Genomic DNA, 23,997 nt, shown 5'->3' with positions numbered 1-23,997 from the left:
GGTTAATTTTATGCATACGAAGAACTTTCAAAAACCGCTAACTTTGTGATTACATCACATGGTTGTTATATGTTATATTTGCGATTATAACCGATATATATCAACAACTGTCAATGTGCGCAATTAAAAAGGGAGCAGATTTCGAAAGGCTTGCCAAGTTATTTTTAGAGAACATTTTAGAAGAATTAGGCTACGAAGTAGTTAGGTCCAGGAACCAAAATTCTGGCACACAGGATGGTTATGACAATGCTGTCGTTGTCGTTGACAAATATTTTCGGCACCTCTGTATTTACGTCGAATGCAAGGATTATTCTTCGCAGCTGAATCATGCTGATGCAATGGAGAAAATCCCACATATAATTTCCACCCATAAAAAGATAGACCTGTTATTATTTATTTCGCCTTATAGGGATTTTTCTAATCCTAACGAGGATCTAAAACTAGCGGGCTTTTATGAAGTGCTTTCAGATACTTGTCCAGTAGAATTTCTTACACCCAATGCTTTCGTAAAGGAATACTTCTCTTTATATCCAGAACTTTATCAACCAATTTATAAACTTGAGACTGAACCTGTAGAAGATGAACGTAGGCAACGGTTATTAGCTAAGTTTGAAAAGCTGCTCTTTTCCGATAAAAATCTTAAAAAAATAGTCATCGATGAATCTCACAGACATCTCTTTATCGGCGATATTGTTAAGGATCGGCATCACATCAAAAGGACGCTGAGGTCTGAAAATGAGGAGGATGTTTACCAATGGGAAGAGAATGAACAGAAATTTTTAATTGACGTCCTGACTTCTTCTAAATGGGGTGTGGTCCTACTGGGAAATCCCGGCTATGGGAAGACCAGTGAGTTGAAGGATTTTGCGGTTGAACTGTGGGAAAATAGGGAGCTAAGTATGCATATTCCGAAATATGAAAGACTAAGGGACTTTAATTCTGGAATGTCAATCGAGGATCTTTTACCTGATAATTTTCAGAATATAGGTTCATTGGTAGTTATTTTGGACGGTATCGACGAGATTTACGATATAGCAGATTTCACCAATAAACTCAGGAGGTTTTCCTCTGAAAAAAGACAGTATTTAGATGAAGGCTCGATTAAGTTCGTAGTCAGCTGCCGAACCAATATTTATCTAAAATACATCAAGGTAATAGAAAATCTTGAGCCATATTTCCTAAACGGGGTGTCCGAAGGTGGAGCAGTTCGCTTTTTGTATAACAAATTTAGTATCGATCTGATCGGACTAAAGGAATTCGATTTTTGGCGGTTCAGAGATATTATCCAAAATCCATTTTATCTAGAAATGATTGGTAAGAGCCTTATGATCAATCCTGACGTTGTCATCTCCAGGCCGAAGCTTATTGAGTCCTATATTAGTCTAAGACTTGAAGAGGACTTTATAGAGAAAAATAGAAATGATATGAAGTTTAGCAAGTCGCAACAACTTCAAATTGCAAATGAGTTGGCGATCGCCATGGAAGTGATGCAGCGTTCTGAACTCAAAGAAAAGGAGGTTAGAACCATTCTGCAAGATGGGTGGGATTGCTCTAAAAATCCCTTTTTGGAACAGAGTTCTTCTGGTGCTTGGAGTTTCGAGCATAAGAATATACAGGAATTCCTCACTGCCAGAAGCCTGTCTTTGTTATCTTTTGAGAGTATCATAGAACTGATCAGTATTGGAAGTGACATTAAGAAGGTTCATCCGAGCTGGCATAACGTGCTCTCTTTTCTGCTGAATATGTCTTTCGACGCTTCTACATATTCACAGCTTGTCGACTGGTTAATGAAATATGATCTTGAACTGGTGTTTTCCGCTGATCCCGGAAACATTCCAGAAGGCATCAAAAATAGTGCACTTCAAACTATATTCCAGAACACCAGTATAGAGCAAAGCTTATGGCTCTCGAATATATCTGCAATTGGAGCCCTTGGCAATACAGAAATAAATGTGCAGTATCTTTTTGATAAGCTTGGGGATTCTTCTTTGCATGTAAGGGCAAGGATGTCCGCGTCATCTCTACTCAGAGAAATGTCGTTAACTCAAAAATTTCCAGAAAGGCTAGAGGACATCTGTAAACAACTTGTGCGGGAATTTATTGAAAATCCGGATGAAATGATTTACCTGATGGAAGATCTCCTTAAGCTTGTTCTTGGTAATCAAGGGGCTCACAAGCCAGCAATTGCGACTTTTATAATTGATGAACTTAGAGATTTTGATCAGCGGGAAATTGTCAGGCCAATTCTGGATAGTATAAATGAAACGGATCTTGACCAATATATTGATTATGTGCTGGAAATTTTGAGCAAGGCAATTAAAGAAAAGCCATGGAATCATCGTTCAAAATATGGATCAGTAGTTTCTACAAAAGAAAGAATATTCGATCTTTTCTGTAAGGTTAAAGATCCAGTACTACTGATGCGGATTTTCTACTACCTCATTGAGAGACATAAGAATTATGAGCTTAGGGAAAAGGACATCAATGCATTTTATGTTCATATCACTGCCGTGTTTAAAATCAACATCAATGATATTAGGGATAAATTAACGAAAGTGATAACCGGCGCTGTGTCGGGAGATAAAATTAGGCATTTCGAGGATGATCTGCTAGTAAACCTAGTAAAAGAATGCCATCTGGAAGAACTTATCGCAGGTCGGTTACTCAACTACGCTTCCAAAGGTTTTATGGTCGCTCATTTTCTTGCGGCCATTTTAAATGATCACCTTATGGATAATATCATCGATACCTATAATTCCGGAAAGTTGGAAGGAGACTTCATCAAGTCGCTGCGAAACATTACAAGTGCTGATGATATCGATCTAGGTATTCAATTTCAATCGCTTGTCCTAAACAGAACTACTTATCGTTTTGAGGTATTATTCGATAAAGCAGAGCGAGAAAAAGAAATTACATTTAACCGTGGTAGGGAACAAGCGGATTTTGATATGAAATTTAACAAGCAAGCTCTTATTATAGATATGGAAAAAATCTATGACTACCATGGCGTTCAGGTACTTTCTTACAAAAGAATGGAGGCTTTCTCAGAGGTTTACTATAAAAAAATCCCTTTGCTTAAGAGCATAAATTCGTATTCCAAACAGCTCTTAAGTGAAATTATCTACAAGGGTTACGAAGTCGGAAAGGGTTTGCATAGGAATGACCTATTAACTGTTTTAGATGTGTACGAACTTGACCGGTTTGAGGATATTCAAAATAGCCTTCCCAAAAGTGATAGCGCCAGGGTAATAGTGGGCGACGTTCAAAAGCAGGAAATAGAGACATGGTGCTTAATTAACCAGCAAAAAGCTTTTGACTTTTATAATGGTTTTCCCGATGATCAGAGGCACACTGGTCAACATACCGCCAGACTAATTTTCGGTTTCCAGAAGTATTTTAAGTTTAAGTCACTAAATCCAGAGTTGTTGCTCAACATGATTTGGGAAAGCGCCGACGATGATAAGTTAAATCTGGATTACATAGAAGGGGTAGTTCCAGAACAGAGATTACACCCGTTTATTATATCTCTCCTCGAGGATGAGAACCTATCAGTGTCCGGCCAGTTTTTTCTTTATCAATACATACAGGACGAAGGGCTTAAAGTTCCGGTTTATAATGACAGGCTCAAACGGGAAATTATTTCTGAGCTGACCATTGGCAACAGTTATTATCCTCGGGAAATGATTAAGCTTTTTTTCGAGAACGATACCCCATTTTTAGAAATACTTTTACTGGAGTTTGGTCTGGACAAGCGACACTCGCATTTTATCCCTTTTTTACTTGATCAATTAGACAAAAACGGAGAGACAAGCCAAGTGGAGTTGTTCCTTTCAGCGAATCATTCTATTTTAATAAGTGAAGGGGTACTTAAAGAATCGGCCATTATTTCGATGCTTATTAAATGCAATAGTAAGATTGCTTTCGCATTGGTGTACCAAAAGATGCAAAAAAAGGTAGTTGAAAATGAGCATGTTATTAGTGGTTATGGTAAGTCTTGGGAATCCTACTCCAATAAAGATGCTGTCCCAATCCTTTTGAATATCATAGATGCCCATATTTTGGGCTTCGCCGGTAAAGGTGTTTATGATCGTACTACAACCTCAGCAATCAGGATGGCCACAGAAACACTGCTTTCAATAGCTAAGGCGCATGATGAAGAATTATGCTTATCTATTCTTAATGATTTTTTATCTATGAAATTTATCTGGAAGGACCATGACGATATTTTCTACCTAAATGGATTCAAGAGAGACATCGACAATGTGACATCGATGCACCTCTCGAAACCATATAAATTAGGACAGGCCGTGGAAATGTTGCAGAAATACAAGTATGATCTGATGTAGAGACAATTTTACTAGTTGCCGAATGGGTGAAAACGGAATCATGTAGTAGCGAATTAGACAAAGTTGTCAACATCATGAGAGAGATAACCACCGACGCTTATTTTGTTGCTGAAGTGTCAATTATTTTTTATAACACATTGTTATTAGCGAGTTGTGATTTTTGTATTGGTGGGAAATAATCGATGATAATTACCACATACTTGCGACAAGTAATGACAAGTAAGTAGCTTTTTGTTAATGAGCTATGTGGATTTGTTTTGCCCATATTTTTGGATATATGCTAAGAAAAAAAATATAAATGACATTTTGATCTACTGAGGAGACTTGTCTTGTTATAGAAATAGCATCCATCAAAGAAACGATTATTATATTTATGCAAAAAAATGCATTGCTTTTGCCCTTAAATTATAGTTATCTGGCGATACATTGTACCTTTATGGTCAGCATTTGCTGATAGATATGATCTTAATTATATATGAATGTAGAAGAGTTTAGAGATTTCTGTTTGTCTTTCCCGAATACGCGAGAAGGTATGCCTTTTGAGGGTTTCTTTAAAAATTCTAGGTCAATTCTCGTGTTTTATGTTGGTAAGAAGATGTTTTGCTTATTGGATCTCAATAAGTTTGATAGTTGTACATTAAAATGTGATCCTAAGCTCATTGATGGGCTTAGGGAACTTAAGGGTGTAGATAAGCCTTTTAACTTGAGCCAGAAGCACTGGGTAAGTGTTGGGTTGAATGGCGATGTGTCCTGGGAATTAATTCAAACGCTAGTCGCGGACTCTTACAGGCTTGTGGCTGAAAGTATTTTGAAGAAAAATATATAGTGGCTTTTTTAAGCTGGCTTAAAATGCTGGTTTTACCCTGCGAAGCTGGAGTATATGGAGTTTTTCAACTCTAACAAAATACTCCTTGGTCTTTATTCAGAAAGGTTGGGATTCTTTTGATCTTGTTTCACCCATATTAATCTGGTTGTGTCGTATCCTAGGTCTCTGGCAATCTTAAGATAGTTGTTTTTTACTTCATCCGGGATGCTTTTTTCCCGAGATAAGATCCAGAGGTAGTCTAAACTTTTTCCAGCAACTAGGGCGTATTGATAATTACTGTTAATCGCTATTACATTGTACCCTGCATAAAATGGCCCGAAAAAACTTACTTTTAATGCAGCGATGTGTTCATCGCCTCTGAATTTGGCAGTTCCTGTTGCTGATTTCCATTTTTTTGTTTTATAATTATACCCGCTGTTTAGCACTTTTACAGTTCCATTTTCCTTTAGACTGTATTGTGCGGTTGTATTATCTAGATTTTTTTCAAAACGAAAGTCGAATCGGGCAATTTCATACCAGGTGCCTAAATAGCGTTTTACTTGAAAATCTGCTACGGGTTTTGCTTTTTTAGGCATGGATGCACAGGAGCTTAATACTGCGATTGCTGCAATTGTAAGGATGCTAGGGATGGAGTGTTTATTTTTCATAATTATTTACGGGCTTTTGAAATTTCTTAAATAAATAGATGTTGAGTAGAAACTGTGAGTATCCGTATACGGCATCTTCTATTGGTATTGTAAGGATTCGTATATTTAAAAAACTTTTCGGATTGTAATTCACTATCGGAGACTCCAGGCCAGTACCGGTCAGTACACCGTTAACTGGGAAGAATCCAAGCATTAGTATGGTGAACACAAAAGAGGCTTGGCTGATCCAGTGTGCTCTTACTATAAAATGCAGGTATATTAGAGTTGTTGCCGTGACTATAGCTGTTACAAGGGTGTAGGTTTTGTGGTAATGTATTAGTGCTATAACTGTGCATGTGATGATACTCACAAAAACAATGATGTTGTTAAAGGCACTGAGCCAGGCGAGATTGAAGAATTTATCCAGGCAGAAATAGGTGAATACACATGAAAATGGTATACAGATAAAGAAAAGCCATTCTTCAATTGGCAGTCCCAAAAGAATCAATCCTGTAGTATAATCTGTATTGAACCACCATATCTGATGTGCGGTAAACCATATATCCCATGCGATAAATGGAATTGCGACTAAAATGCTCGCTTTTATAAAGGCAGGGAATTGTTTGTTGAACTGGATTCTGCTGTCGTATGAAAAAATAAAACAAATACTGATGCTGAGCAAATTGATTAAAAGGTAGGTATAGGGTTTCATCACTTTGCTTTTTTATAATACATTTTGAAATATTTCATGGGTACGTATAAAAATCCAAAGCATTCCCCTTTTTCTTTGCCCAGGTGTTTATGGTGTTGTTTGTGGGCCCTGCGAATGGCCAGTAGGTAGGGGTTTTGGGTGTCTGCTAAATATTTAATGCGTTGGTGAATAAATATGTCATGTACAAAGAAATAGGCCATCCCATAAAGGGTAATTGCCAGGCCTATGTAAAACAGGTAATTGAAATCTTTTAACGAACCAAAATAGATCAGCGCAATTGCTGGTAAGGCAAAAATTACAAAGAAGTAGTCGTTTTTTTCGAATGGGCCCTCAGTACTGTGGTCGTGATGGTCATGGTGCAATCCCCATAGAAGACCATGCATGATATACTTATGTATGAACCAGGTGGCTCCTTCCATCATCACAAATGTTATCATTAGGATAAGGTAATTCATGTTTAGTGTTTTTACGGATTATATAAATAGTGACATATCTTCAAAAATTATCTTTTTATAGGATGGCCATCTTGTATTGTACATAGCTACTCATTGCCAGGGAAAACTTTTTTCCGTTTGGAATACGTATTCTTTGGTTCATTATTTTTTCTGCTGGCGTACTCTTTATTTTTTTAAATAAGGATATGTAATATTTATATGCCAGGTAAACGCCAAATTTTGAAGAAGGTGGCAGTTTTTTTATTCCAATCAATGCTTCTTTAAATTCTTGTTCGATCTCATTTTCAATTTCTAATTTGATGGTGTTGTTGAATGTTTTCATGTCAATGTTAGGGAAGTAGGTGCGGCCCAATATTTGGTAGTCTTCTTTTAGGTCGCGTAGAAAGTTTATTTTTTGAAATGCGGAGCCTAATTTCATCGCATAGGGTTTTAGCCGATCGAAGTTTTCTTTATTGCCTTCCACAAATACTTGTAGACACATTAGTCCTACTACTTCTGCAGAACCTAGTACATATTGGTTATACAGTTCAGAATTGTAATCTATTTGCTGTAAATCCATTTGCATGCTGTGTAAAAACTGTTCTATCAGGATTTTGTCTATTGCATAATTATTGACTGTATCCTGAAAGGATTGTAAAATTGGGTTAAGGGAGATACCTTCTTCCAGGGCGGTCCAGGTTTCTGCTTTGAAACGTTGCAACAGGCTATTTTTATCATAATCGTGAAAGCTGTCTACAATTTCGTCGGCCAGTCGCACATAACCATAGATTGCATATATGGCAGGACGGATCGAAGGATTTAGCGCCAGTATTCCCAATGAAAAACTGGTGCTATATTTCAGGGTAACTGCTTTGCTTACCTGAAAGGCTAATTCATCAAATAATTTTTTCACGCTTTTTTTTGTTTAAGCTTATTTACTTCTTTTGCTACAATTTTACCGGAGATAATTGATGGGGGGACGCCAGGCCCGGGAACGGTCAGTTGTCCTGTATAAAACAAGTTAGACAAGTGCTTGTTTTTAATCGTTGGTTTCAAAACTGCTGTTTGCGATAAGGTATTTGCCAGCCCATAGGCATTGCCTGCGTATGCATTGTAATCGCTGATAAAATCATTTACACAATAGCTTCGTTTATAATTTAGGTTTGATAATAAATCTTTTACCCCGGTGTGTTTTTCCAATCGCTGAATCATTTCCTGAAAATATTGCTCACGGATATTCTCCTGGTCATGAATGCCTGTTGCCAGTGGCATGAGCAGGAAAATGTTTTCATGTCCTTCGGGCGCTACATTGGGATCGGTTTGGGACGGACAGCAGGTATAGAACAGTGGTTTTTCAGGCCATTTCTTTTCTTGGTAAATACTTTTAATATGCTCATCGAGATCATTTTCAAAGAATAGGGTGTGATGTTTTAGATTTGGGATCCTTTGTTTAAATCCTAAATAGTAAATCAGACAAGAGGGAGCAAATGTTCGACTCTTCCAATATTTTTGGTCATAGTTACGAAATTCACTGTTTAACAGTGTTTCGGTGTGGTGGTAATCTGATGATGCAATAATGGCATCAAATTTCTTAAGCTCTCCATTGATGACTATCCCTGTGGCCACTCCTTTTTCAGCAACAATTTGTTCTACGTTTTGATTAAAATGGAAAATTGCACCTTGTTTTTCTGCTACTTTTTTCATCCCTAACACCAACTGATAAAATCCTCCCATTGGGTACCAGGTGCCCAATGCATATCCTCCATAGTTCATTAAGCTATAAAGTGCGGGAATGTTTTCTGGAGATGCTCCTAGAAAAATAACAGGAAACTCCATTAAGGTTTTTAGCTTGGGATGTGTGAAATATTTGCTGACGTAGCTTCTGAAATTGGAGAGCAGGTCCAATTTTAAAGCGCTTCTGACAATTTTAGCAGAGGCAAACTCCATCCAGCTGTAGCATGGTTTGTTTACAAAATCCTGCATTCCAACTTCGTATTTGTACTTTGCGGCGCTCATGAAGGCATCAAGTTGATCAGCTGCTCCCGGTTCAAGCTGCTCAAACATTTTCTTTAAATCCTGGTATGATTCTGGAATTGACAGTAATCCATCATCAAATACCATTTCGAACTGGGGGTTAAGGGAAACAAGCTCATAAAAGTCACTGGCTTTGTAACCAAAATCCTGGAAGAAATTATTTATAATATCTGCCATCCAGTACCAGCTTGGGCCCATATCAAATACGTACCCATTTTCTGTTGTGAATTGTCTTGCTCTTCCACCGGCTTGGGGATGCTTTTCATAAACATGTACTTCATTACCGGCCTGGGCGGCATAAGCGGCTGCTGAAAGACCTGAAATCCCGGCACCTATGATAGCTATAGTTTTTTTTGATTTTGGCATTTACATTAAGTTATGTAAAGGTTTTGTAATTCAGGTGTTTAGTTTCCTCTGTAAGTAGCATAACCGTAAGCACTCAAGGTAATGGGTACGTGGTAGTGCTGCTTGTCTTTTATTTCAAAAACCACTTCAATGAAGGGATAAAAAGAATTCTGTTTTAAGCTTTTGAAATAAGGCTCAATAAAATAGGTTAGCTTAAAAATTCCTTTATGATCTTTATTTCCATAAGGTAGAAAGTCTTGTATTCGTCCTTGCTGGTTGGTTTTATTTTCGGCGATAAATGTCCACTGCTTATCACCATTTTGTTTTTCTAGCCTTATCAGCACCCCTTGTGCAGGTTGCCCCCTTGAGATGTCTAGTATATGGCTGGAGAGTTGAAATTTTTGACTTTGAGCAATGCCCGAGAGGGTAAAGCCGATGAATAGAATGAAGATTGAAAGTTTTTTAAACATAATATATAGTTAATTTTTTTTTAAAAATTCATTGTATGCGACATTGACAAGTTCGGCAGGCGCTATATTTTTTTCATATATAGCTTGATGAAATTGATCCAGTTTCTGAAGTAGTTTAATCATTTGCATTTTTTCAGTAGTGCTGAGGTTTCCAGTTACAATTTCAGTGGCTTGCCTTATTTTTCCTATGACATCGGCTAAGGCTGTGAGTCCTTTAGCAGTAATGGAGATGATTTTATTTCTTTTATCTGCCATAGAATCGTTCTGCTGTATCCAGCCTTGTCCTATCAGTCTGTTGACAATTTGCATTCCTGCAGATTTTTCCTGAAGATTCCTTTTTATCAATTCTGTTTTTGTCATTGATCCAAAAGCTTTCAGGTTAATTAAGTATATAAATTCTTCTTGAGTGCTGAACTCTGAATCGTATATAGCTGATTTGGAATAGGTTTTTGCATATCTGTTCAGCTGAACAATTAAGGTGCTGATCTCGCTCTCCGGACTCCTACCATTTTCTTTTCCCTCCCAATCAAGCTCATCATATAAATGCGCTGTATCTATTTGATCATCGTGAATCCAACGTTTGAAGCCTATCAGGTCCTTTGTATAAGACTTGGAATCTTCAGTGGTGTCAAACTTTTCAATTAGGCCAATGACTTGTTTTATGAGCTGATAGTTCATGATTAATTGGATTTAATTAGTGTACAAATATACTATATTTATAAAAAATAGTATTATTTAAAACTAAATAAATACTTTTGTGTACTAATATTGCTGGTTGTTATAGGTGTTAGCTGGTGTTTTAATAGCATTCAATTTGTAACATTAGATTTTTTTAAATAATTAGGATGATGAATTTTGAAGGGAAAAACATATTAGTTGTAGGTGGAAGTTCGGGTATTGGGCTTTCGCTGGTCAGCTCGCTGGCTCTAAATGGTGCTACTGTCTATAATATATCCAGAACTGAGCATTCGGATTGGCCTAAGGGTATCAGGCACTTGTGTTTGGATGTTCTGGATGATCTGAGTGCCATGGTAGACTTTCTTCCTGAGCATTTACATGGTTTGGTGTATTCAGTGGGTAGCATTACCCTTAAGCCTTTCAATAGGCTTACTGAAGAAGATTTCTTAAACGACTACAGAATTAACGTTCTGGGTGCTGCACGCATTATTCAGCAATCTGTTAAACATTTGAAAAATGCCGCCTCATCATCTATAGTTTTGATTAGTTCTGTTGCTGCTAGCACCGGAATGCCTTATCATGCCAGTGTCGCTGCAGCAAAAGCAGCTGTAGAGGGATTGGGATTATCGTTGGCAGCGGAATTTGCTACCCAGCAGATACGGGTTAATGTGGTAGCTCCATCGCTTACTGATACGCCACTGGCTAAAAATCTATTGAACTCTGCCGAAAAACGTGAAGCTTCTGCGAAAAGACATCCTTTATCAAAGGTTGGGCAACCAGAAGATATCAGTAGTTTGATTGCTTTTTTACTTTCGGATCAAAGCAATTGGATAACAGGGCAAGTCATTGGTGTGGATGGCGGATTGGGAAAATTAAAAACAAGTTAATATGGTAAATATTAAGAGTGAGCAGATCTACCAGTTAGAAAAACGGTACAGGATTAGCCTGATTAATAGTTTAGTTGGCTATAAGTCACTGAATCTTTTAGGTACTGCCAGTACTGAAGGAATTACTAATTTATGCGTGATTAGTTCGGCCTTTCATCTGGGCGCTAATCCACCGCTTTTAGGTATTGTGATAAGACCAGAACGTGAGCAGAACAGCACGCTTTCAAATATTAAATCCACAGGCCAGTACACTTTAAATAATGTTTTGCCAGAATGGTATATGCAGGCACACCAAACTAGCGCCTACTACCCATCTAATGTATCCGAATTTGATACCTGTGGATTTCAAAAGTTATATGTTGATCGTTTTAAAGCACCTTTTGTTAAGCAATCCTCCATTTGTATCGGACTGGAGCTAAGGGAAATTATTGATGTTGAAATTAATGGTACCACTATTCTAATCGGAGAAATCGTTCAAATCCTAGCTGATGATGATCTGATTGCTGAGGATGGTACTGTGGATCATGTGAAAGCCAAGACCATGACTGTTGCCGGTTTGGATGCTTATTTTTTGCCGCAGGCTATTGGCCGTTTGGCTTATGCCAAGCCAGGGGTAGAGCCTCATGAAATAAATAATCCTGTTAATTCTTGATGTCAAATATGGAAACAGATGTGATGATCATTGGTGCGGGGTTAGCTGGTTTAGCTGCTGCCAAAGTTTTAAAGCAGGCGGGTAAATCTGTGCTCGTTATTGAATCTTCTAACGCTGTAGGTGGCAGAGTACAGACTGATGAAGTAAATGGTTTTCTTCTTGATCGTGGCTTTCAGGTTTTATTGACTGCCTATCCAGAAGCAAAACGCTTTTTAAATTATGAAGCGTTAGCGCTTTGCAGGTTTGACCCGGGTGCTTTGATTTTAAATAAAAATGGAATCTCTAGGATTGGCGATCCGCTGCGCCAGCCGGGCGCATTGATGAGCACTCTTTTTTCTTCTGTAGGTACATTAGCGGATAAATTTAACATGCTGAGGCTAAAACTGAAACTTAGCCGCAAGACCATGGAACGAATATTTTCTGAAAAGGAGATCAGCACTATTGACTATTTGAAAAAAGAGGGCTTTAGCGAAACGATGATCAGACAGTTCTTTAAGCCTTTTTTGACGGGGATTTTTCTTGAAGACCAGTTGAGCACTTCAAGCCGCATGTTTGAATTTGTTTTTAAAATGTTTAGCGAAGGAGATGCCGCTATTCCGGCTAAAGGAATGGGAATGATTCCTTTACAACTGGCGCAAAGTCTTTCTGTTGATGAATTGGTTTTTAATGAAAAAGTAGAAACTATTGATGGTGGTAGTGTAATCACGTCTTCAAAATCAGTTTACAAGGCTAAATATATCCTGATTGCCACAAATCCTATTCAAATGCCAGCTCCATTTCAGCAGGACCTGGTAAAATCATACCACTCCGTTACTAATATGTATTTTACAGCTGATAAAAAGCCGTTTAACATGCCGCTGATCGCTTTGAACACTTTATCCGGAAAATTGGTTAATAATATTGCTGTGATGGATCAGATATCCCCAGTGTATTCCAGTAATGGCAAGGCTTTAATATCAGTATCTCTTATTGGTCATCATTTACAGGCGAATCAAACCCAACTTCAGGATAGAGTGATATCAGAAATGAAATTTTGGTATCCTGATGCGCTCAACTGGGAGCATCTTAAAACCTACCATATCAATTATGCGCTGCCTAATGATGATCAGGTTACTAATCAGCCAGGGCATCATTTACTGAGATTAAATGATCAGTGCTTTGTTTGTGGAGATTATTTAATGAATGGCTCAATCAATGCAGCTCTTAAAAGTGGCAGACTCGCGGCCGAAGCTATAATTAAGGCGGCAGAGCCCGGTTAATTGAACTGCAAATTTTTAATAAAGTCTAATTTTTATAATATATCGCACCAACTTATTTTGCTTTTTTATGATGAATACTTTAATATTTGATTTGGCAGCTAAGGATCGGATTATAGAAATGGCCTGGGAAGATCGAACTCCATTTGATGCCATTACTTTCCAATTTGGAATTAAAGAATAGCAGGTGATAGCCTTAATGCGCAGAGAAATGAAGGCTTCAAGCTTCAAATTATGGCGTAAAAGGGTGCAGGGGAGAGCCACTAAACATAGCAAAATGCTGGAGCAGCATTCAGTTTGCAGATTCAAATGTAGCAGACAAAGAGCCATCAGCTCTAATAAAATTTCTAAAAGAAATTAATACACCGATGATGCCTGAAAAAAAAATAGCTTTAGTTTGGTTTAAAACTAACTTGCGTTTGCGGGATAATGAATGTTTGTTTAATGCGGTAGAAGAAAATGATATAGTCATCCCATTTTATTGTTTGGACGATCATCTTTTTCAAATAACAGCATTCAAGTTTAAAAAGACTGGTGATTTCCGGTTGAAGTTTTTAAAGGAAAGTTTGCAGCAACTGGAGCAAGATTTAAGAAAGGTCGGCTCGGGTTTGGTATTGCTAAAGGGAACTCCTGAAAAAGAGATCTTCAAACTCGTAAAAGAATATGGCGCTCAAAGAATTTATGCAGAGAAAGAAGTTGCACCTGAAGAGTTATGTACGCAAAAAAAAGTAACAGATAAACTGCTTGGCTTGAATTGTTCTTTTTCGACCTTTGATTGTCGTAACCTTTTTCGTGCTGAGGATCTGCCTTTTTCATTAGAACTGCTGCCAGATGTATTTACAGCGTTTAGAAAAAGTACAGAAAATAAAGTTTCGATTAGACCGGTATTACCTAAACCATTAGCTATTCCATCGCCACCAATTGCCGCCTTGAATTTGGCAATTTTAAATGAGTTAGACTCCACCGATATTATTGCTGATCCACGGGCGGCAATACAGTTTAAAGGTGGGACTGAGCAGGCTCATCAACGATTACACTATTATCTTTATGAAACCAGGGCCTTATCAATTTATAAACAGACACGAAATGGTATGGTTGGGGAAAGGTATTCTTCTAAGTTTTCAGCCTGGCTGGCTTTAGGTTGTATTTCTGCTAGAGAGCTTTATGAAGCTATAAAAAAATATGAAGTAGCATACCGAGCAAACGAATCCACTTACTGGTTGGTGTTTGAGTTGTTATGGCGGGACTATTTTGGCTTTTGTATGCAGAAAAACGCGAAGCGCTATTTTCAAAGGTCAGCTAATCTGCAATCAATGTTAGCAAATACTGATCAGTTTAATATGAAGTTAAATCATTGGATCAATGGTACAACCGGAGTACCATTTATTGATGCCAATATGATTGAACTAAAGCTAACAGGTTTTATGAGCAATAGAGGTAGGCAAAATGTAGCCAGCTATTTTTGTAACGATTTGTGTTTAGACTGGCGTTATGGTGCGGCATATTTTGAACAGCAATTAATCGATTATGACGTTTGTAATAACTGGGGTAATTGGGCTTATCTTGCAGGGGTAGGAAATGACCCAAGAACAACTCGTTATTTCAATATAGATAAACAGTCAGCAACTTACGATCCGGATCAGGTTTTTCAGCAGCTTTGGCTTGAATCTTAACATATCATGGTAAACTCAGTTACGCTAATTTTTCCCCACCAGTTATTCCAAAACCACCCGGCTTTACAAAAAGACCGTGCGGTTTATCTTGTGGAGGAATGGCTCTTTTTTAAGCAGTATAATTTTCACCGGAAAAAATTGGTCTTGCACCGGGCGAGCATGAAATTTTATCAAGACTGGCTTCAGAAAAATGAGTTTACGGTTAATTATATTGAGTCAGATACAAAGGAAAATGATTGCCGGTTATTGGTGGACAGCCTTGTTCAGCAAAATATCAAGCATATACACATTGCAGCGGTAGCCGACAATTGGTTGATTCAAAGAATGCAAAGTGCTTGTATTATGAATGAGGTTACCCTACATGTTTATGATAGCCCTAATTTTTTAAACACGACACGAAGTACGGCCGATTATTTCAATAACCGAAAGACTTACTTTCAAACCGATTTTTATATCAGCCAGCGAAAGAAAAGAAATATCCTGATGGAAAGTGATGGGCAGCCAATTGGAGGGAGATGGTCATTTGATGAGGATAACCGCAAGAAATTCCCCAAAAAAGAAAAGGTACCTGAACTGGAATTACCCAAAGAAAATAAATTCGTCGTCGAAGCAAAATTATATGTACTAAAGCATTTTCCTAATAATTACGGTGAGCTAAATACACCCTGTTTGTTTGTGGTTACCTTTGAGGATGCTTTAAACTGGCTGGATGATTTTTTGAAAAACCGCTTTGAGAAATTTGGTATTTATGAAGATGCTATTGTAGCTAATGAATCTATTCTTCATCATTCGGTACTTACACCGATGTTGAATATTGGACTACTGCAGCCGGGTCAAATTATTGAAGAGGCATTAGCAACGGCAAAAAATAACAATATCCCATTAAACTCCTTAGAAGGGTTTATACGGCAAATCATGGGTTGGCGGGAGTTTGTTCACCTGGTCTATGAGCGCGAGGGGGGTAGACAGCGTAGCACTAATTACTGGAAATTTAAAAGAAAAATTCCGCAGAGTTTCTGGACCGGTGACACTGGAATTGCTCCTGTCGATATCACTATTAAAAAGATTTTGCAAACTGGGTATTGTCACCATATAGAAAGGCTGATGGTTTTAGGCAATTTTATGCAATTATGTGAATTTGATCCTGATGAAGTATACCGGTGGTTTATGGAAATGTTTATAGATGCTTACGACTGGGTAATGGTACCTAATGTTTATGGCATGACACAGTTTGCCGATGGCGGCATGATGGTCACAAAACCTTACATCAGCGGCAGTAATTACTTGATGAAAATGAGTGATTATCAAAAGGGGGAATGGCAGTCAGTATGGGATGGATTATTTTGGCGGTTTATGCACGTAAATCGTAGCTTCTTTTTGAAGAACCCGCGGTTAGGTATGCTGGTAAATATGTATGATAAGATGCCGAGCGAAAAACAGGAACTTCATCTGATGCATGCTGAAAATTTTTTAGAACAATTGGATAGTAAAGCAACCTAATGAAGAATGTGAAAAAACAAAACTTACCAGCTAAGATTTGCAAGGTTTGTAATAGGTGTTTTACCTGGCACAAAAAGTGGGAGAAGAATTGGGATGATGTTCAACACTGTTTGATAAGTGTTGGAAAAACAATCATTAGGGCTAATTAAACCCTGTAATTTATATATTTGATAGCTATTTTAGTAACCCTTTAAAACTTTGAAATTGACAATTAGATACTTCATAATTATAGCCGCGTTGTTTATTTTTAATCCCGTGTTTTCCCAGCAAAGAGGATTGTTAACAGGAGTTGTACAAGATATGAACACTGGTAAATCCCTTTCCGGAGCTACACTTACGGTTGATGGTTTATCAATTTCAACACTGAGCGATACCTCAGGCCGTTTCCGTATGAGTGTTCCGGTAGGGACCTATAAAGTTTCTGCCAGTCTTGTCGGATATATAGCTCAGATGAAATACAACATAGTGGTGGGTAGTGGGAATCCGCAAGTGGTCAATTTCGAGCTTCAGTCTCAATTGAATAATTTAAATGAGGTTAACATCAATTTTAGTAGAGGAAAGTCAGCGGTTGCTACTGATATGGTTACCCCTTTATCTGTGCAGCAATTAACAGCAGAAGAAATAAAAAGTAGTCCGGGGGGCAATTTTGATGTGTCTAAAGTGGTTCAGACACTTCCGGGTGTGGGCATCAGTAACGGTGTTGGTGAGCGGAACGATATCATTATAAGGGGTGGAGCTCCAAATGAAAATGTCTATTACCTGGATGGGATAGAGATTCCGGTACTGAATCATTTTCAAACCCAGGGCAGTTCGGGAGGTGCTCAGGGTATACTCAATGTTTCTTTTATTGAGAGTTTAAAACTGAGCTCTTCAGCTTTTGATTCCAGATACGACAATCCTTTGGCTTCGACTTTTGTGATCAGGCAAAGAGAAGGCAATTCGGAAAGATTGTCCGGTAATGCCAGGGTTAGTTTTACCGAAACGGCACTGACTTTAGAAGGACCGCTGTCGAAAAATACTACATTTCTAGCCTCAGCTCGAAAATCTTATCTCAGTTTTTTATTTAAACTAATTGATTTACCCATCAGACCCGATTTTGATGATTTTCAATATAAGGTCACTCATAAATTTAATGCTAAAACCAAGCTTACCGCTATAGGTCTAGGTGCGATCGATCGTTTTAGTTTTGCAGCAACTAAAAAGTCGACCTTGGAAAATACTTATGTGCTGCGTTCTACACCTTATATCAATCAGTGGAATTATACTGCCGGTTTTAACTTGAACCATCAGATTGAAAATGGCTATTTGAACTTTACGCTTAGCCGAAATGTATTTGATAATAATCTGGATAAATTCGAGGATGAACTAAAGCAGCAAAGTAAAAGGAGTCTGAAAGTTCAATCTCGGGAAACTGAAAATAAGTTTAGATTCGACATCAATAAATTCCTAAATGGCTGGAAGCTGTCTGCGGGGCTAATGGCTCAACTGGTTGGCTATAAAGCAGATTTGTTTAATAAAGTGTCTAATGAAATCACCAATGCCCAGGGGGAAGTAGTGGTGCCGCAAAAGGTAATCAGGTTCAATAATGACATGGAATTTTGGAAATATGGTGCATTTTTTCAGGCTTCAAAAAATATTTTTAATGAAAAATTATTGCTTTCCGCGGGTATTCGTACTGACCTGAATAGTTATACAGATAGTGGAAATGATCCGTTGAAAACGCTTTCTCCCAGATTATCTTTGGCTTATCACCTCAGTTCTAAATGGGATGTAAGTGCGTCAGTGGGGACTTATTTCAAAATTCCCACTTATACTATGCTGGGTTATCTGGATAATAATGGCGCAGCCTTGAATAAAAATATGGATTATATCCAATCGACACATTATGTGCTTGGCACCCAGTTTTTGCCTAGAAATGATTTGAGATTTACTTTGGAGACTTTTTACAAGCAGTACAGCAATTACCCGGTCTCTGTAGCGAACGGGACTTCGCTTGCCAATCAGGGCGCAGAATATGCTTCTGTTGGCAGTGAGCAGGTGCTCAGTATAGGGAAGGGGGAAACCTATGGTGTGGAACTATTTGTACAGCAAAAACTGGTTCGTAATTTTTTTTATGTGGCAAGTTATTCTTATGTGGTCAGTAAATTTTCTGGATTGAATCAGCAGCTGATCTCATCATCATGGGATAACAGACATTTATTGTCACTTACATTGGGTTATAAATTAAAACGCAATTGGGATTTAGGGTTGAAATATCGCTATGCTGGAGGATCGCCCTACACACCATTTGATTTGCAGGCATCCCAGCAAAACTATTCAACGCTGGGCACAGGAATAGCAGATTACAGCCAGTTAAATGCCGAAAGGTTATCATCATTCAGTCAACTGGATTTTCGTATTGATAAGCGCTTGAATTTTAGAAAGACAGCTTTGAATTTTTATATAGACATACAAAATATTCTTAAAAATGAAAATGACAATTTTCCAAAATATACGTTTAAAAGAACAGAAGATAATAGCGGTTTTTTAACTACTGACGGGCAGCCAATACAAACCAATGGTTCCAACGGAATTCCATTTATCTTGAATACCAAATCAGGGAACCTGATCCCTTCATTTGGCTGTATATTTGAGTTCTAGGACAGCTATTTAGGTCCTCATTTTTCTAATTATTATTGATTAGACGGGATAGAACTCATTTCCGCACCTATGGATAACAATATCGATGTAGGTTATTACGATCCCGAAAGTATCGAGTTGAAATATGCAGCTGCATTGCTTAGTGCTGGTATTAACACTTATCCTCCATGGAGGAATGTTACTAATCCCGTCGCAATATCATGATTGCCTCCTACTATTCGGATCTGGCCACCGTCTACCATTTCTTTGAGAATCGGGCTACGCTCTACTATCGATTTAACTGACCGGCTAACATTTATGGCAGCTACTTTTTCAACAAATTCACTATTACTGGAATTGCGGTTCTCTTTTATGGTTTGCTCATCATCAACAGCGGGCCTGATTTTGCTGAGTAAGGCTGTTAGGTTACCCATCTCAACATGGTCGCATGCACCTTTAATTGCTCCGCATTTCGTGTGACCTAGTACAACAATAATTTTTGCACCTGCCACCTTGCAGCCAAATTCCATGCTTCCTAAAACATCTTCATTGATAATATTACCAGCAATTCGGATACTGAAAATATCACCCAATCCTTGGTCAAAAATTAATTCTGCAGATGTACGACTGTCTATACAGCTTAAAACTACCGCAAAAGGATGTTGGCTATCAGAGGTTTCATTTGCTTGCTGTAAAAGGTTTCTGTTAATTTTTAGGTTATTAACAAAACGTTTATTTCCCTCTTCCAATAAATTTAGAGCCATTATCGGCGTTATAGCTTCCTGATCTTCTTTTGTTAAAGTTTTCATTTCTACCTATTTTTTGTGCAATCTATAAAAAAGTTAAAAAAATTAAAAGTTCAGCGTTTTGTTTTTTGATTTAGCATGTCCACTTTAGTCTTACCAGTAAGTGAGTAAGTGAGTAAGTGAGTGAGTGATCAAAATCTAAAGATGCTTTGAAACTAGGAGATTGCAAGGGAATTGTTCTTCCAGTTTTTTATTTTAGTTAGAATAAAATTCCGAAATCTGAGTGGAAAAAGTAATAATGCAAGACCAAAATATCAAGTTTTTCCTGTTTGTGATGTGTGATTATACTTCATCACATATTAAAAAGGGGGCAGTCAAGAATTTAACTTGACTGACCTTTCTGTGTTTAACATATCTATTTCTGATAATGCTATTTATACGCAACTTATCTCATAAGTTGTCTCTTTATATCGTCTAGATCGAAATGTGCACGTTTTTCATATATCTTTCCATCTTTGATGGTGAGGAACATCAATAATGAAAATCTGACTCTATTACCACTTGGTTCTATCCCGAAGATTGTTTTACTGTTATGAACACCTTCAAATATCATATAAGCTACTACTTTATCATTTTCTGCAATAATTTCATGGATACGCATGGTAAATCCTTTAAAAGCATCAAAATTCGCTTTTTCTGAGGCTACAAATCCTACTGCACCTTGGATTGGATTATCAACCTGAAAGTAAAAAAGAAATTCAGGATGACACAGTTCCGCAACAGCATTGTAATTCTCTTCTTCCAACAGGTCATAAAAATTACGTACCAGCTCTTTATTATTCTCTATACTCATTGGTGTATATTATATCTATCCTTAAAAGTTGATGACCTGTCCATCTGCTGGAATAATTACTTTGTCAGATATCCCCATTTCTTTAACATAATCCATAAGTTCCTTACGTGTAAGGACACAATGATTAATAGCCTCCATGTGCACTGCAATTATTGTAGCATTAGGTAATATTTGGTGAACTCTGTTTACATCTTCTTTTCCCATGATAATGGCTCCGAAACCATTCACTTGCGCATAGCCTGTATTAAGAACTACAACCGAAGGATTTAACTTTTTCAGATGGGATTCAAAATCTTTTGTCCAAATAGCATCTCCAGCAAAATATACTGATTTCTGTCCAGGTTGGCTGAAGAAAACACCCGAAGCATGCCCTAATATTTCCGCTATCTGAGGGTTTGCATAGGCTGCATCCGATCCATGCTGAGCAAAGGTTTTTTGTAGCGTGATATTTTCATAATTGGAGTTATTAGATAAAATGCGAACATCTTTAAATCCTTGGGATCTGATTGTTTCTGCATCTTGTTGGTTTTGGGCATAGAGCGTTTTCTCTTTTGGAAGCATTTTTATAGCAGCCTCATCCCAATGGTCCGGATGTGTGTGCGTCACTATTATTGCATCGGGATTAAGAAGGCTTTCTGCCGAAACAGGCAATTCAACCATTGGGTTGCGTAAATGAGCATTAGCAGTACCTTCAAAGCCAGGATAAGCTCCCTTTTTTGCCAACATTGGATCAATGAGAAATTCTTTACCGCCATAGGTGTACACTACAGTTGCATTCCTTATTAATTGAACACTTGACTTTTTTTCATTCTTTGATTGTCCATAAGATGATATTGCGATTAAAACCAATGCAATACCTAAAATCATTTTTTTCATATCTATTTTAAAATAATTTTATCCACGTTGTCTTGAAATTGGGATAAAATTCTAATGCAAAGATAGATAGGGTGGGATTTGCTTAGGCTACCTTATAACTATGAAAATATACCATTTTGATAATCGGCTAGTAACTGTCTTGTTGTGATGCCTGTCTGCGTTTTGAAGAAACGCATCATATGGTTCGGTTCTGAAAAATGAAGCTCGTAGGCTATTTCTGCTACAGTTTTTCCAGAATGTATTAGTTGATTTTTGATCTCGAAAAGCAGTCGTTGCTTTAGCAGATGGGTCGCAGTTACATTGAACTGTTTCTTTACAGCAGCGTTTATACTTATTCTGCTAACACCTAGCAGTTTTACGTAATCATCGATTCTTTGTTTATCAGTAATGTGGATTTCCAATAACTGTTTGAATTGATAGGCATAATTATTTTCTGCCTTATTTAAGGAAAGATTGTTAGCTAAGGCATATTCACGGTTGAATTTTTGCAAAAGGTAATAGACTAGTGATCTGATAATATGTGAACTATCTGGTTTTGGAATAACTAGTTCTGTTTTTATTTCCGTAAGTATGCTGCAGATCTTAAGGATATCCTCGTTGTTAATAGGTATGCTCAGTGGAAAATCTAATTGATAAAAGTATAGGAGGCGGTAGGTAAACAATTTATCTGCAAAAAAATCATTCAAAAAGTCTTCCTGAAAAACGAGTACTGTGAAATCGAGGTTATCAGCTTCCAACTTCCATTTTCTTTTCTGAAATGGAGAAATAAAGACAATGCTATTATCTGTCAAACTAATCTTCTGTTGATTTAATATCAATGTACCTTCAACTTTTTTAAAGATCACGATCTCAAAAAAATCAGTATTATAGATATCTGTATTCAAATAACTTTCTTTTACGTCCTGACCAATCAGCACATTGAGTAGTACATCTACTCCACAATCCGATTTATGAAATTTGATGGTCTTCATATTATTTTTATTACATGTGCGCTATACTTGCGCTATCTTTTAGTACATCTGCTAAATAACAAAAAAAGGAACAGAGAAATACAATTTCCGAACCGTTCCATTTTTTCAAACAGAAAATATCTTATGCAGTCAGATATTCATCTGTAGTCTGAATCTTGGCATAGAAAAACTCGAGAGCTGCTAAGAATGCGGTTTGCACATCTGCTGCTTTTACCTGAGCTCCTTTGATTTCAAGATCTTTGGTTGCACAGGCATCACCAATCACCGTACAATCAAAACCGTAATCAAATGCGGCCCTGGTTCCTGCGTCTACACACATATGGGTCATCATACCTGTCAACACAACTTCGGTTACACCTTTTGACTGTAGGTATTCCAAAAGATCTGTATCACGGAAACTATTTGGGTAGTGCTTGGTGATTACTTTTTCACCCTCCGCTGGTTTTACATTGTCATGTATTTCAACACCTTTTGAGCCCGGTACAAAGAAAGGTACCCCTTCTGGCGAAGCATGCTGAACATGTACAACTGGAAGGTTCTCTTTTCTAAAGTGATCAAGCAACTTTTTTGCATTTTCACTTGCTGGAATAGGGTTCACCAATTCCAATGCTCCATTTTCAAAATAATCATTTTGTACGTCTATAATAATTAATGCCTTACTCATAATCCTTTTTATCTAAATAAATATAACAAATTTAACCATCAATCTATTGCTAAGGACTACCAATAAAGTATTCAAAAATACCATTTTGATAAGCATGCTTTTTGCGGTATTTACTGCTACTAGTTTTTTCCTTTCAATGTTTTCATAAACTCAGCAAATGCAGGTTCTGTCTGTTAACAGTTTCAATCCGTTACAAATTTAATGTTCTAGTTGCTGTCTTATTCATGTAGTCTCGCCCGTTCTGTTGTTTTTTTATGTTGGGAAGGCAGTGCCTCTTGATCGATCAAAGCAGTAGAAAAATTATTGGGATTAATTTAAATCCTAGAACCGAGGGCGATTCATAGAGCGAATTATAAAAAATATAGATCATGAGTTTTAGAACAGAACTGGCTAAAATAGCCTTAATGCAAATCAATTTGCAGACCTTGGTGCAGTTTGAAGAAATGACCGAGGAAATTGATTTGTTTGAAATCGCAGTTGCCGAATATGACGGGGTGATCATTCAATTACTTTTCCCGAATCCGGCAGCAGGTTACCCGGAATTTCAATTTTTGAAAACTGATATTGGTTTACCCGATCCGACCAGTTATTTCAAGAATGCGGAAGGGCAAACTGACTTAACAGTGCAGGAAGTTATTGCTATGGTGAACGTCTACATTCATTCCGCGGAGGGAGCTTATAAACGCAAAATAAAACCACCGGGTTGAGCTGTAGGTTTAATGCAGATCAATGATTAAATCATGATTTTACGATATTGAGGCCTAATCCAGCGATGAAATAAGCTTTTTTGTAGCCGCTTTAAGTGCGTTTTAACAGTCTAAGATGTGTA

At 37.5% G+C, this 23,997-nt stretch carries 22 protein-coding genes and 1 pseudogene; 11 read left to right on the top strand and 12 right to left on the bottom strand.

From position 1 onward, the window contains the following. Positions 1-113: 113 nt before the first annotated feature. Both AQ505_RS16690 and AQ505_RS16685 read left to right on the top strand, forming a co-directional pair. Positions 114-4,346: an NACHT domain-containing protein gene (locus AQ505_RS16690; RefSeq protein ID WP_062549218.1), complete on the top strand. Its 4,233-nt coding sequence runs from the start codon at positions 114-116 to the stop codon at positions 4,344-4,346. A 475-nt stretch (positions 4,347-4,821) separates the two neighbouring features. Then, positions 4,822-5,172 carry an MmcQ/YjbR family DNA-binding protein gene (locus AQ505_RS16685; protein ID WP_062549217.1) on the top strand — a complete coding sequence of 117 codons (351 nt, stop codon included), beginning with the start codon at positions 4,822-4,824 and terminating at the stop codon, positions 5,170-5,172. A gap of 92 nt (positions 5,173-5,264) precedes the next feature. Here AQ505_RS16685 and AQ505_RS16680 read toward each other — a convergent pair whose 3' ends face one another. Genes AQ505_RS16680 through AQ505_RS16650 form a run of 7 tightly spaced genes read right to left on the bottom strand, consistent with a single transcriptional unit; the run spans position 5,265 to position 10,471 of the window. Then, the gene (locus AQ505_RS16680) at positions 5,265-5,819 is read right to left on the bottom strand and encodes a lipocalin family protein (RefSeq protein ID WP_062549216.1); all 555 of its coding nucleotides are present in this window, start codon (positions 5,817-5,819) and stop codon (positions 5,265-5,267) included. Further along, positions 5,809-6,510: a lycopene cyclase domain-containing protein gene (locus AQ505_RS16675; protein WP_062549215.1), complete on the bottom strand. Its 702-nt coding sequence runs from the start codon at positions 6,508-6,510 to the stop codon at positions 5,809-5,811. The genes AQ505_RS16680 and AQ505_RS16675 overlap by 11 nt, the downstream gene beginning before the upstream one ends. Further along, positions 6,510-6,965 (bottom strand): sterol desaturase family protein, encoded by a 456-nt coding sequence (locus AQ505_RS16670; protein ID WP_062549214.1) that lies wholly within the window; start codon positions 6,963-6,965, stop codon positions 6,510-6,512. Before AQ505_RS16670 ends, AQ505_RS16675 begins: the two co-directional genes overlap by 1 nt. A 55-nt stretch (positions 6,966-7,020) precedes the next feature. Next, positions 7,021-7,857: a phytoene/squalene synthase family protein gene (locus AQ505_RS16665; RefSeq protein ID WP_062549213.1), complete on the bottom strand. Its 837-nt coding sequence runs from the start codon at positions 7,855-7,857 to the stop codon at positions 7,021-7,023. Continuing rightward, positions 7,854-9,344 (bottom strand): phytoene desaturase family protein, encoded by a 1,491-nt coding sequence (locus tag AQ505_RS16660; RefSeq protein ID WP_062549212.1) that lies wholly within the window; start codon positions 9,342-9,344, stop codon positions 7,854-7,856. Before AQ505_RS16660 ends, AQ505_RS16665 begins: the two co-directional genes overlap by 4 nt. 38 nt (positions 9,345-9,382) lie before the next feature. Beyond that, positions 9,383-9,793: a hydroxyisourate hydrolase gene (gene uraH / locus AQ505_RS16655; RefSeq protein WP_062549211.1), complete on the bottom strand. Its 411-nt coding sequence runs from the start codon at positions 9,791-9,793 to the stop codon at positions 9,383-9,385. A gap of 9 nt (positions 9,794-9,802) precedes the next feature. After that, on the bottom strand, positions 9,803-10,471 hold the full coding sequence (locus tag AQ505_RS16650; RefSeq protein ID WP_062549210.1) for a MarR family winged helix-turn-helix transcriptional regulator: 669 nt from the start codon (positions 10,469-10,471) through the stop codon (positions 9,803-9,805). Positions 10,472-10,638: 167 nt separating this feature from the next. Here AQ505_RS16650 and AQ505_RS16645 point away from each other — a divergent pair, with 167 nt between their 5' ends. The 8 genes and pseudogenes from AQ505_RS16645 (at position 10,639) to AQ505_RS16615 (ending at position 19,079) form a co-directional block, all read left to right on the top strand. Then, entirely contained in the window at positions 10,639-11,358 is a 720-nt protein-coding gene (locus tag AQ505_RS16645) for an SDR family NAD(P)-dependent oxidoreductase (protein WP_231634909.1), read from the top strand. A gap of 1 nt (position 11,359) precedes the next feature. Next, positions 11,360-12,010: a flavin reductase family protein gene (locus AQ505_RS16640; RefSeq protein WP_062549209.1), complete on the top strand. Its 651-nt coding sequence runs from the start codon at positions 11,360-11,362 to the stop codon at positions 12,008-12,010. After that, positions 12,010-13,269, top strand: coding sequence for an NAD(P)/FAD-dependent oxidoreductase (locus AQ505_RS16635; RefSeq protein ID WP_062549208.1), 1,260 nt, complete (start codon positions 12,010-12,012; stop codon positions 13,267-13,269). Before AQ505_RS16640 ends, AQ505_RS16635 begins: the two co-directional genes overlap by 1 nt. Before the next feature lie 67 nt (positions 13,270-13,336). Further along, positions 13,337-13,627: pseudogene (locus AQ505_RS26960) on the top strand (TIGR03643 family protein). A 7-nt stretch (positions 13,628-13,634) separates the two neighbouring features. Next, a complete protein-coding gene (locus AQ505_RS16625) occupies positions 13,635-14,939 on the top strand; it encodes a DASH family cryptochrome (protein WP_197286204.1) in 1,305 nt (434 codons plus the stop codon). A 6-nt stretch (positions 14,940-14,945) separates the two neighbouring features. Further along, positions 14,946-16,439 carry a cryptochrome/photolyase family protein gene (locus tag AQ505_RS16620; RefSeq protein WP_062549207.1) on the top strand — a complete coding sequence of 498 codons (1,494 nt, stop codon included), beginning with the start codon at positions 14,946-14,948 and terminating at the stop codon, positions 16,437-16,439. After that, a complete protein-coding gene (locus AQ505_RS27380) occupies positions 16,439-16,588 on the top strand; it encodes a DUF2256 domain-containing protein (protein ID WP_082461593.1) in 150 nt (49 codons plus the stop codon). The genes AQ505_RS16620 and AQ505_RS27380 overlap by 1 nt, the downstream gene beginning before the upstream one ends. A 151-nt stretch (positions 16,589-16,739) precedes the next feature. Beyond that, on the top strand, positions 16,740-19,079 hold the full coding sequence (locus AQ505_RS16615; protein WP_157262433.1) for a TonB-dependent receptor: 2,340 nt from the start codon (positions 16,740-16,742) through the stop codon (positions 19,077-19,079). A gap of 158 nt (positions 19,080-19,237) precedes the next feature. On the opposite strand, the gene AQ505_RS16610 is transcribed toward AQ505_RS16615, so the two are convergent. From AQ505_RS16610 to AQ505_RS16590, 5 genes are all read right to left on the bottom strand, one after another. After that, the gene (locus AQ505_RS16610) at positions 19,238-19,867 is read right to left on the bottom strand and encodes a carbonic anhydrase family protein (protein WP_062549206.1); all 630 of its coding nucleotides are present in this window, start codon (positions 19,865-19,867) and stop codon (positions 19,238-19,240) included. 382 nt (positions 19,868-20,249) lie between these two features. Beyond that, positions 20,250-20,657, bottom strand: a complete 408-nt coding sequence (locus AQ505_RS16605) for an ester cyclase (protein ID WP_062549205.1) — start codon at positions 20,655-20,657, stop codon at positions 20,250-20,252. A 21-nt stretch (positions 20,658-20,678) separates the two neighbouring features. After that, positions 20,679-21,533, bottom strand: coding sequence for an MBL fold metallo-hydrolase (locus tag AQ505_RS16600; protein WP_197286203.1), 855 nt, complete (start codon positions 21,531-21,533; stop codon positions 20,679-20,681). A gap of 98 nt (positions 21,534-21,631) precedes the next feature. Then, entirely contained in the window at positions 21,632-22,504 is an 873-nt protein-coding gene (locus AQ505_RS16595; RefSeq protein WP_062549204.1) for an AraC family transcriptional regulator, read from the bottom strand. A 121-nt stretch (positions 22,505-22,625) separates the two neighbouring features. Next, positions 22,626-23,168, bottom strand: coding sequence for a cysteine hydrolase family protein (locus AQ505_RS16590; protein ID WP_062549203.1), 543 nt, complete (start codon positions 23,166-23,168; stop codon positions 22,626-22,628). Between the two features lie 368 nt (positions 23,169-23,536). Between AQ505_RS16590 and AQ505_RS16585 the strand changes: the two genes are divergently transcribed. Continuing rightward, positions 23,537-23,875, top strand: coding sequence for a hypothetical protein (locus AQ505_RS16585; RefSeq protein WP_062549202.1), 339 nt, complete (start codon positions 23,537-23,539; stop codon positions 23,873-23,875). Positions 23,876-23,997 lie beyond the last annotated feature (122 nt).

The organism is Pedobacter sp. PACM 27299 (genome assembly GCF_001412655.1).
Taxonomy (GTDB): Bacteria; Bacteroidota; Bacteroidia; order Sphingobacteriales; family Sphingobacteriaceae; genus Pedobacter.
Note: the sequence above shows the minus strand (reverse complement) of the source record. Positions and strands in the feature narration are given on the sequence as shown.

Bases quoted from the DNA above. Each gene is read 5' to 3' on its own strand.
- AQ505_RS16620 (WP_062549207.1), top strand. From the start codon at position 14,946: ATGGTAAACTCAGTTACGCTAATTTTTCCCCACCAGTTATTCCAAAAC.
- AQ505_RS16660 (WP_062549212.1), bottom strand. From the start codon at position 9,344: ATGCCAAAATCAAAAAAAACTATAGCTATCATAGGTGCCGGGATTTCA.
- AQ505_RS16685 (WP_062549217.1), top strand. From the start codon at position 4,822: ATGAATGTAGAAGAGTTTAGAGATTTCTGTTTGTCTTTCCCGAATACG.
- AQ505_RS16680 (WP_062549216.1), bottom strand. From the start codon at position 5,819: ATGAAAAATAAACACTCCATCCCTAGCATCCTTACAATTGCAGCAATC.
- AQ505_RS16675 (WP_062549215.1), bottom strand. From the start codon at position 6,510: ATGAAACCCTATACCTACCTTTTAATCAATTTGCTCAGCATCAGTATT.
- AQ505_RS16625 (WP_197286204.1), top strand. From the start codon at position 13,635: ATGATGCCTGAAAAAAAAATAGCTTTAGTTTGGTTTAAAACTAACTTG.
- AQ505_RS16590 (WP_062549203.1), bottom strand. From the start codon at position 23,168: ATGAGTAAGGCATTAATTATTATAGACGTACAAAATGATTATTTTGAA.
- AQ505_RS16615 (WP_157262433.1), top strand. From the start codon at position 16,740: ATGAACACTGGTAAATCCCTTTCCGGAGCTACACTTACGGTTGATGGT.
- AQ505_RS16585 (WP_062549202.1), top strand. From the start codon at position 23,537: ATGAGTTTTAGAACAGAACTGGCTAAAATAGCCTTAATGCAAATCAAT.
- AQ505_RS16650 (WP_062549210.1), bottom strand. From the start codon at position 10,471: ATGAACTATCAGCTCATAAAACAAGTCATTGGCCTAATTGAAAAGTTT.
- AQ505_RS16635 (WP_062549208.1), top strand. From the start codon at position 12,010: ATGTCAAATATGGAAACAGATGTGATGATCATTGGTGCGGGGTTAGCT.
- AQ505_RS16670 (WP_062549214.1), bottom strand. From the start codon at position 6,965: ATGAATTACCTTATCCTAATGATAACATTTGTGATGATGGAAGGAGCC.
- AQ505_RS16600 (WP_197286203.1), bottom strand. From the start codon at position 21,533: ATGAAAAAAATGATTTTAGGTATTGCATTGGTTTTAATCGCAATATCA.
- AQ505_RS27380 (WP_082461593.1), top strand. From the start codon at position 16,439: ATGAAGAATGTGAAAAAACAAAACTTACCAGCTAAGATTTGCAAGGTT.
- AQ505_RS16690 (WP_062549218.1), top strand. From the start codon at position 114: ATGTGCGCAATTAAAAAGGGAGCAGATTTCGAAAGGCTTGCCAAGTTA.
- AQ505_RS16645 (WP_231634909.1), top strand. From the start codon at position 10,639: ATGATGAATTTTGAAGGGAAAAACATATTAGTTGTAGGTGGAAGTTCG.
- AQ505_RS16610 (WP_062549206.1), bottom strand. From the start codon at position 19,867: ATGAAAACTTTAACAAAAGAAGATCAGGAAGCTATAACGCCGATAATG.
- AQ505_RS16605 (WP_062549205.1), bottom strand. From the start codon at position 20,657: ATGAGTATAGAGAATAATAAAGAGCTGGTACGTAATTTTTATGACCTG.
- AQ505_RS16640 (WP_062549209.1), top strand. From the start codon at position 11,360: ATGGTAAATATTAAGAGTGAGCAGATCTACCAGTTAGAAAAACGGTAC.
- uraH (WP_062549211.1), bottom strand. From the start codon at position 9,793: ATGTTTAAAAAACTTTCAATCTTCATTCTATTCATCGGCTTTACCCTC.
- AQ505_RS16595 (WP_062549204.1), bottom strand. From the start codon at position 22,504: ATGAAGACCATCAAATTTCATAAATCGGATTGTGGAGTAGATGTACTA.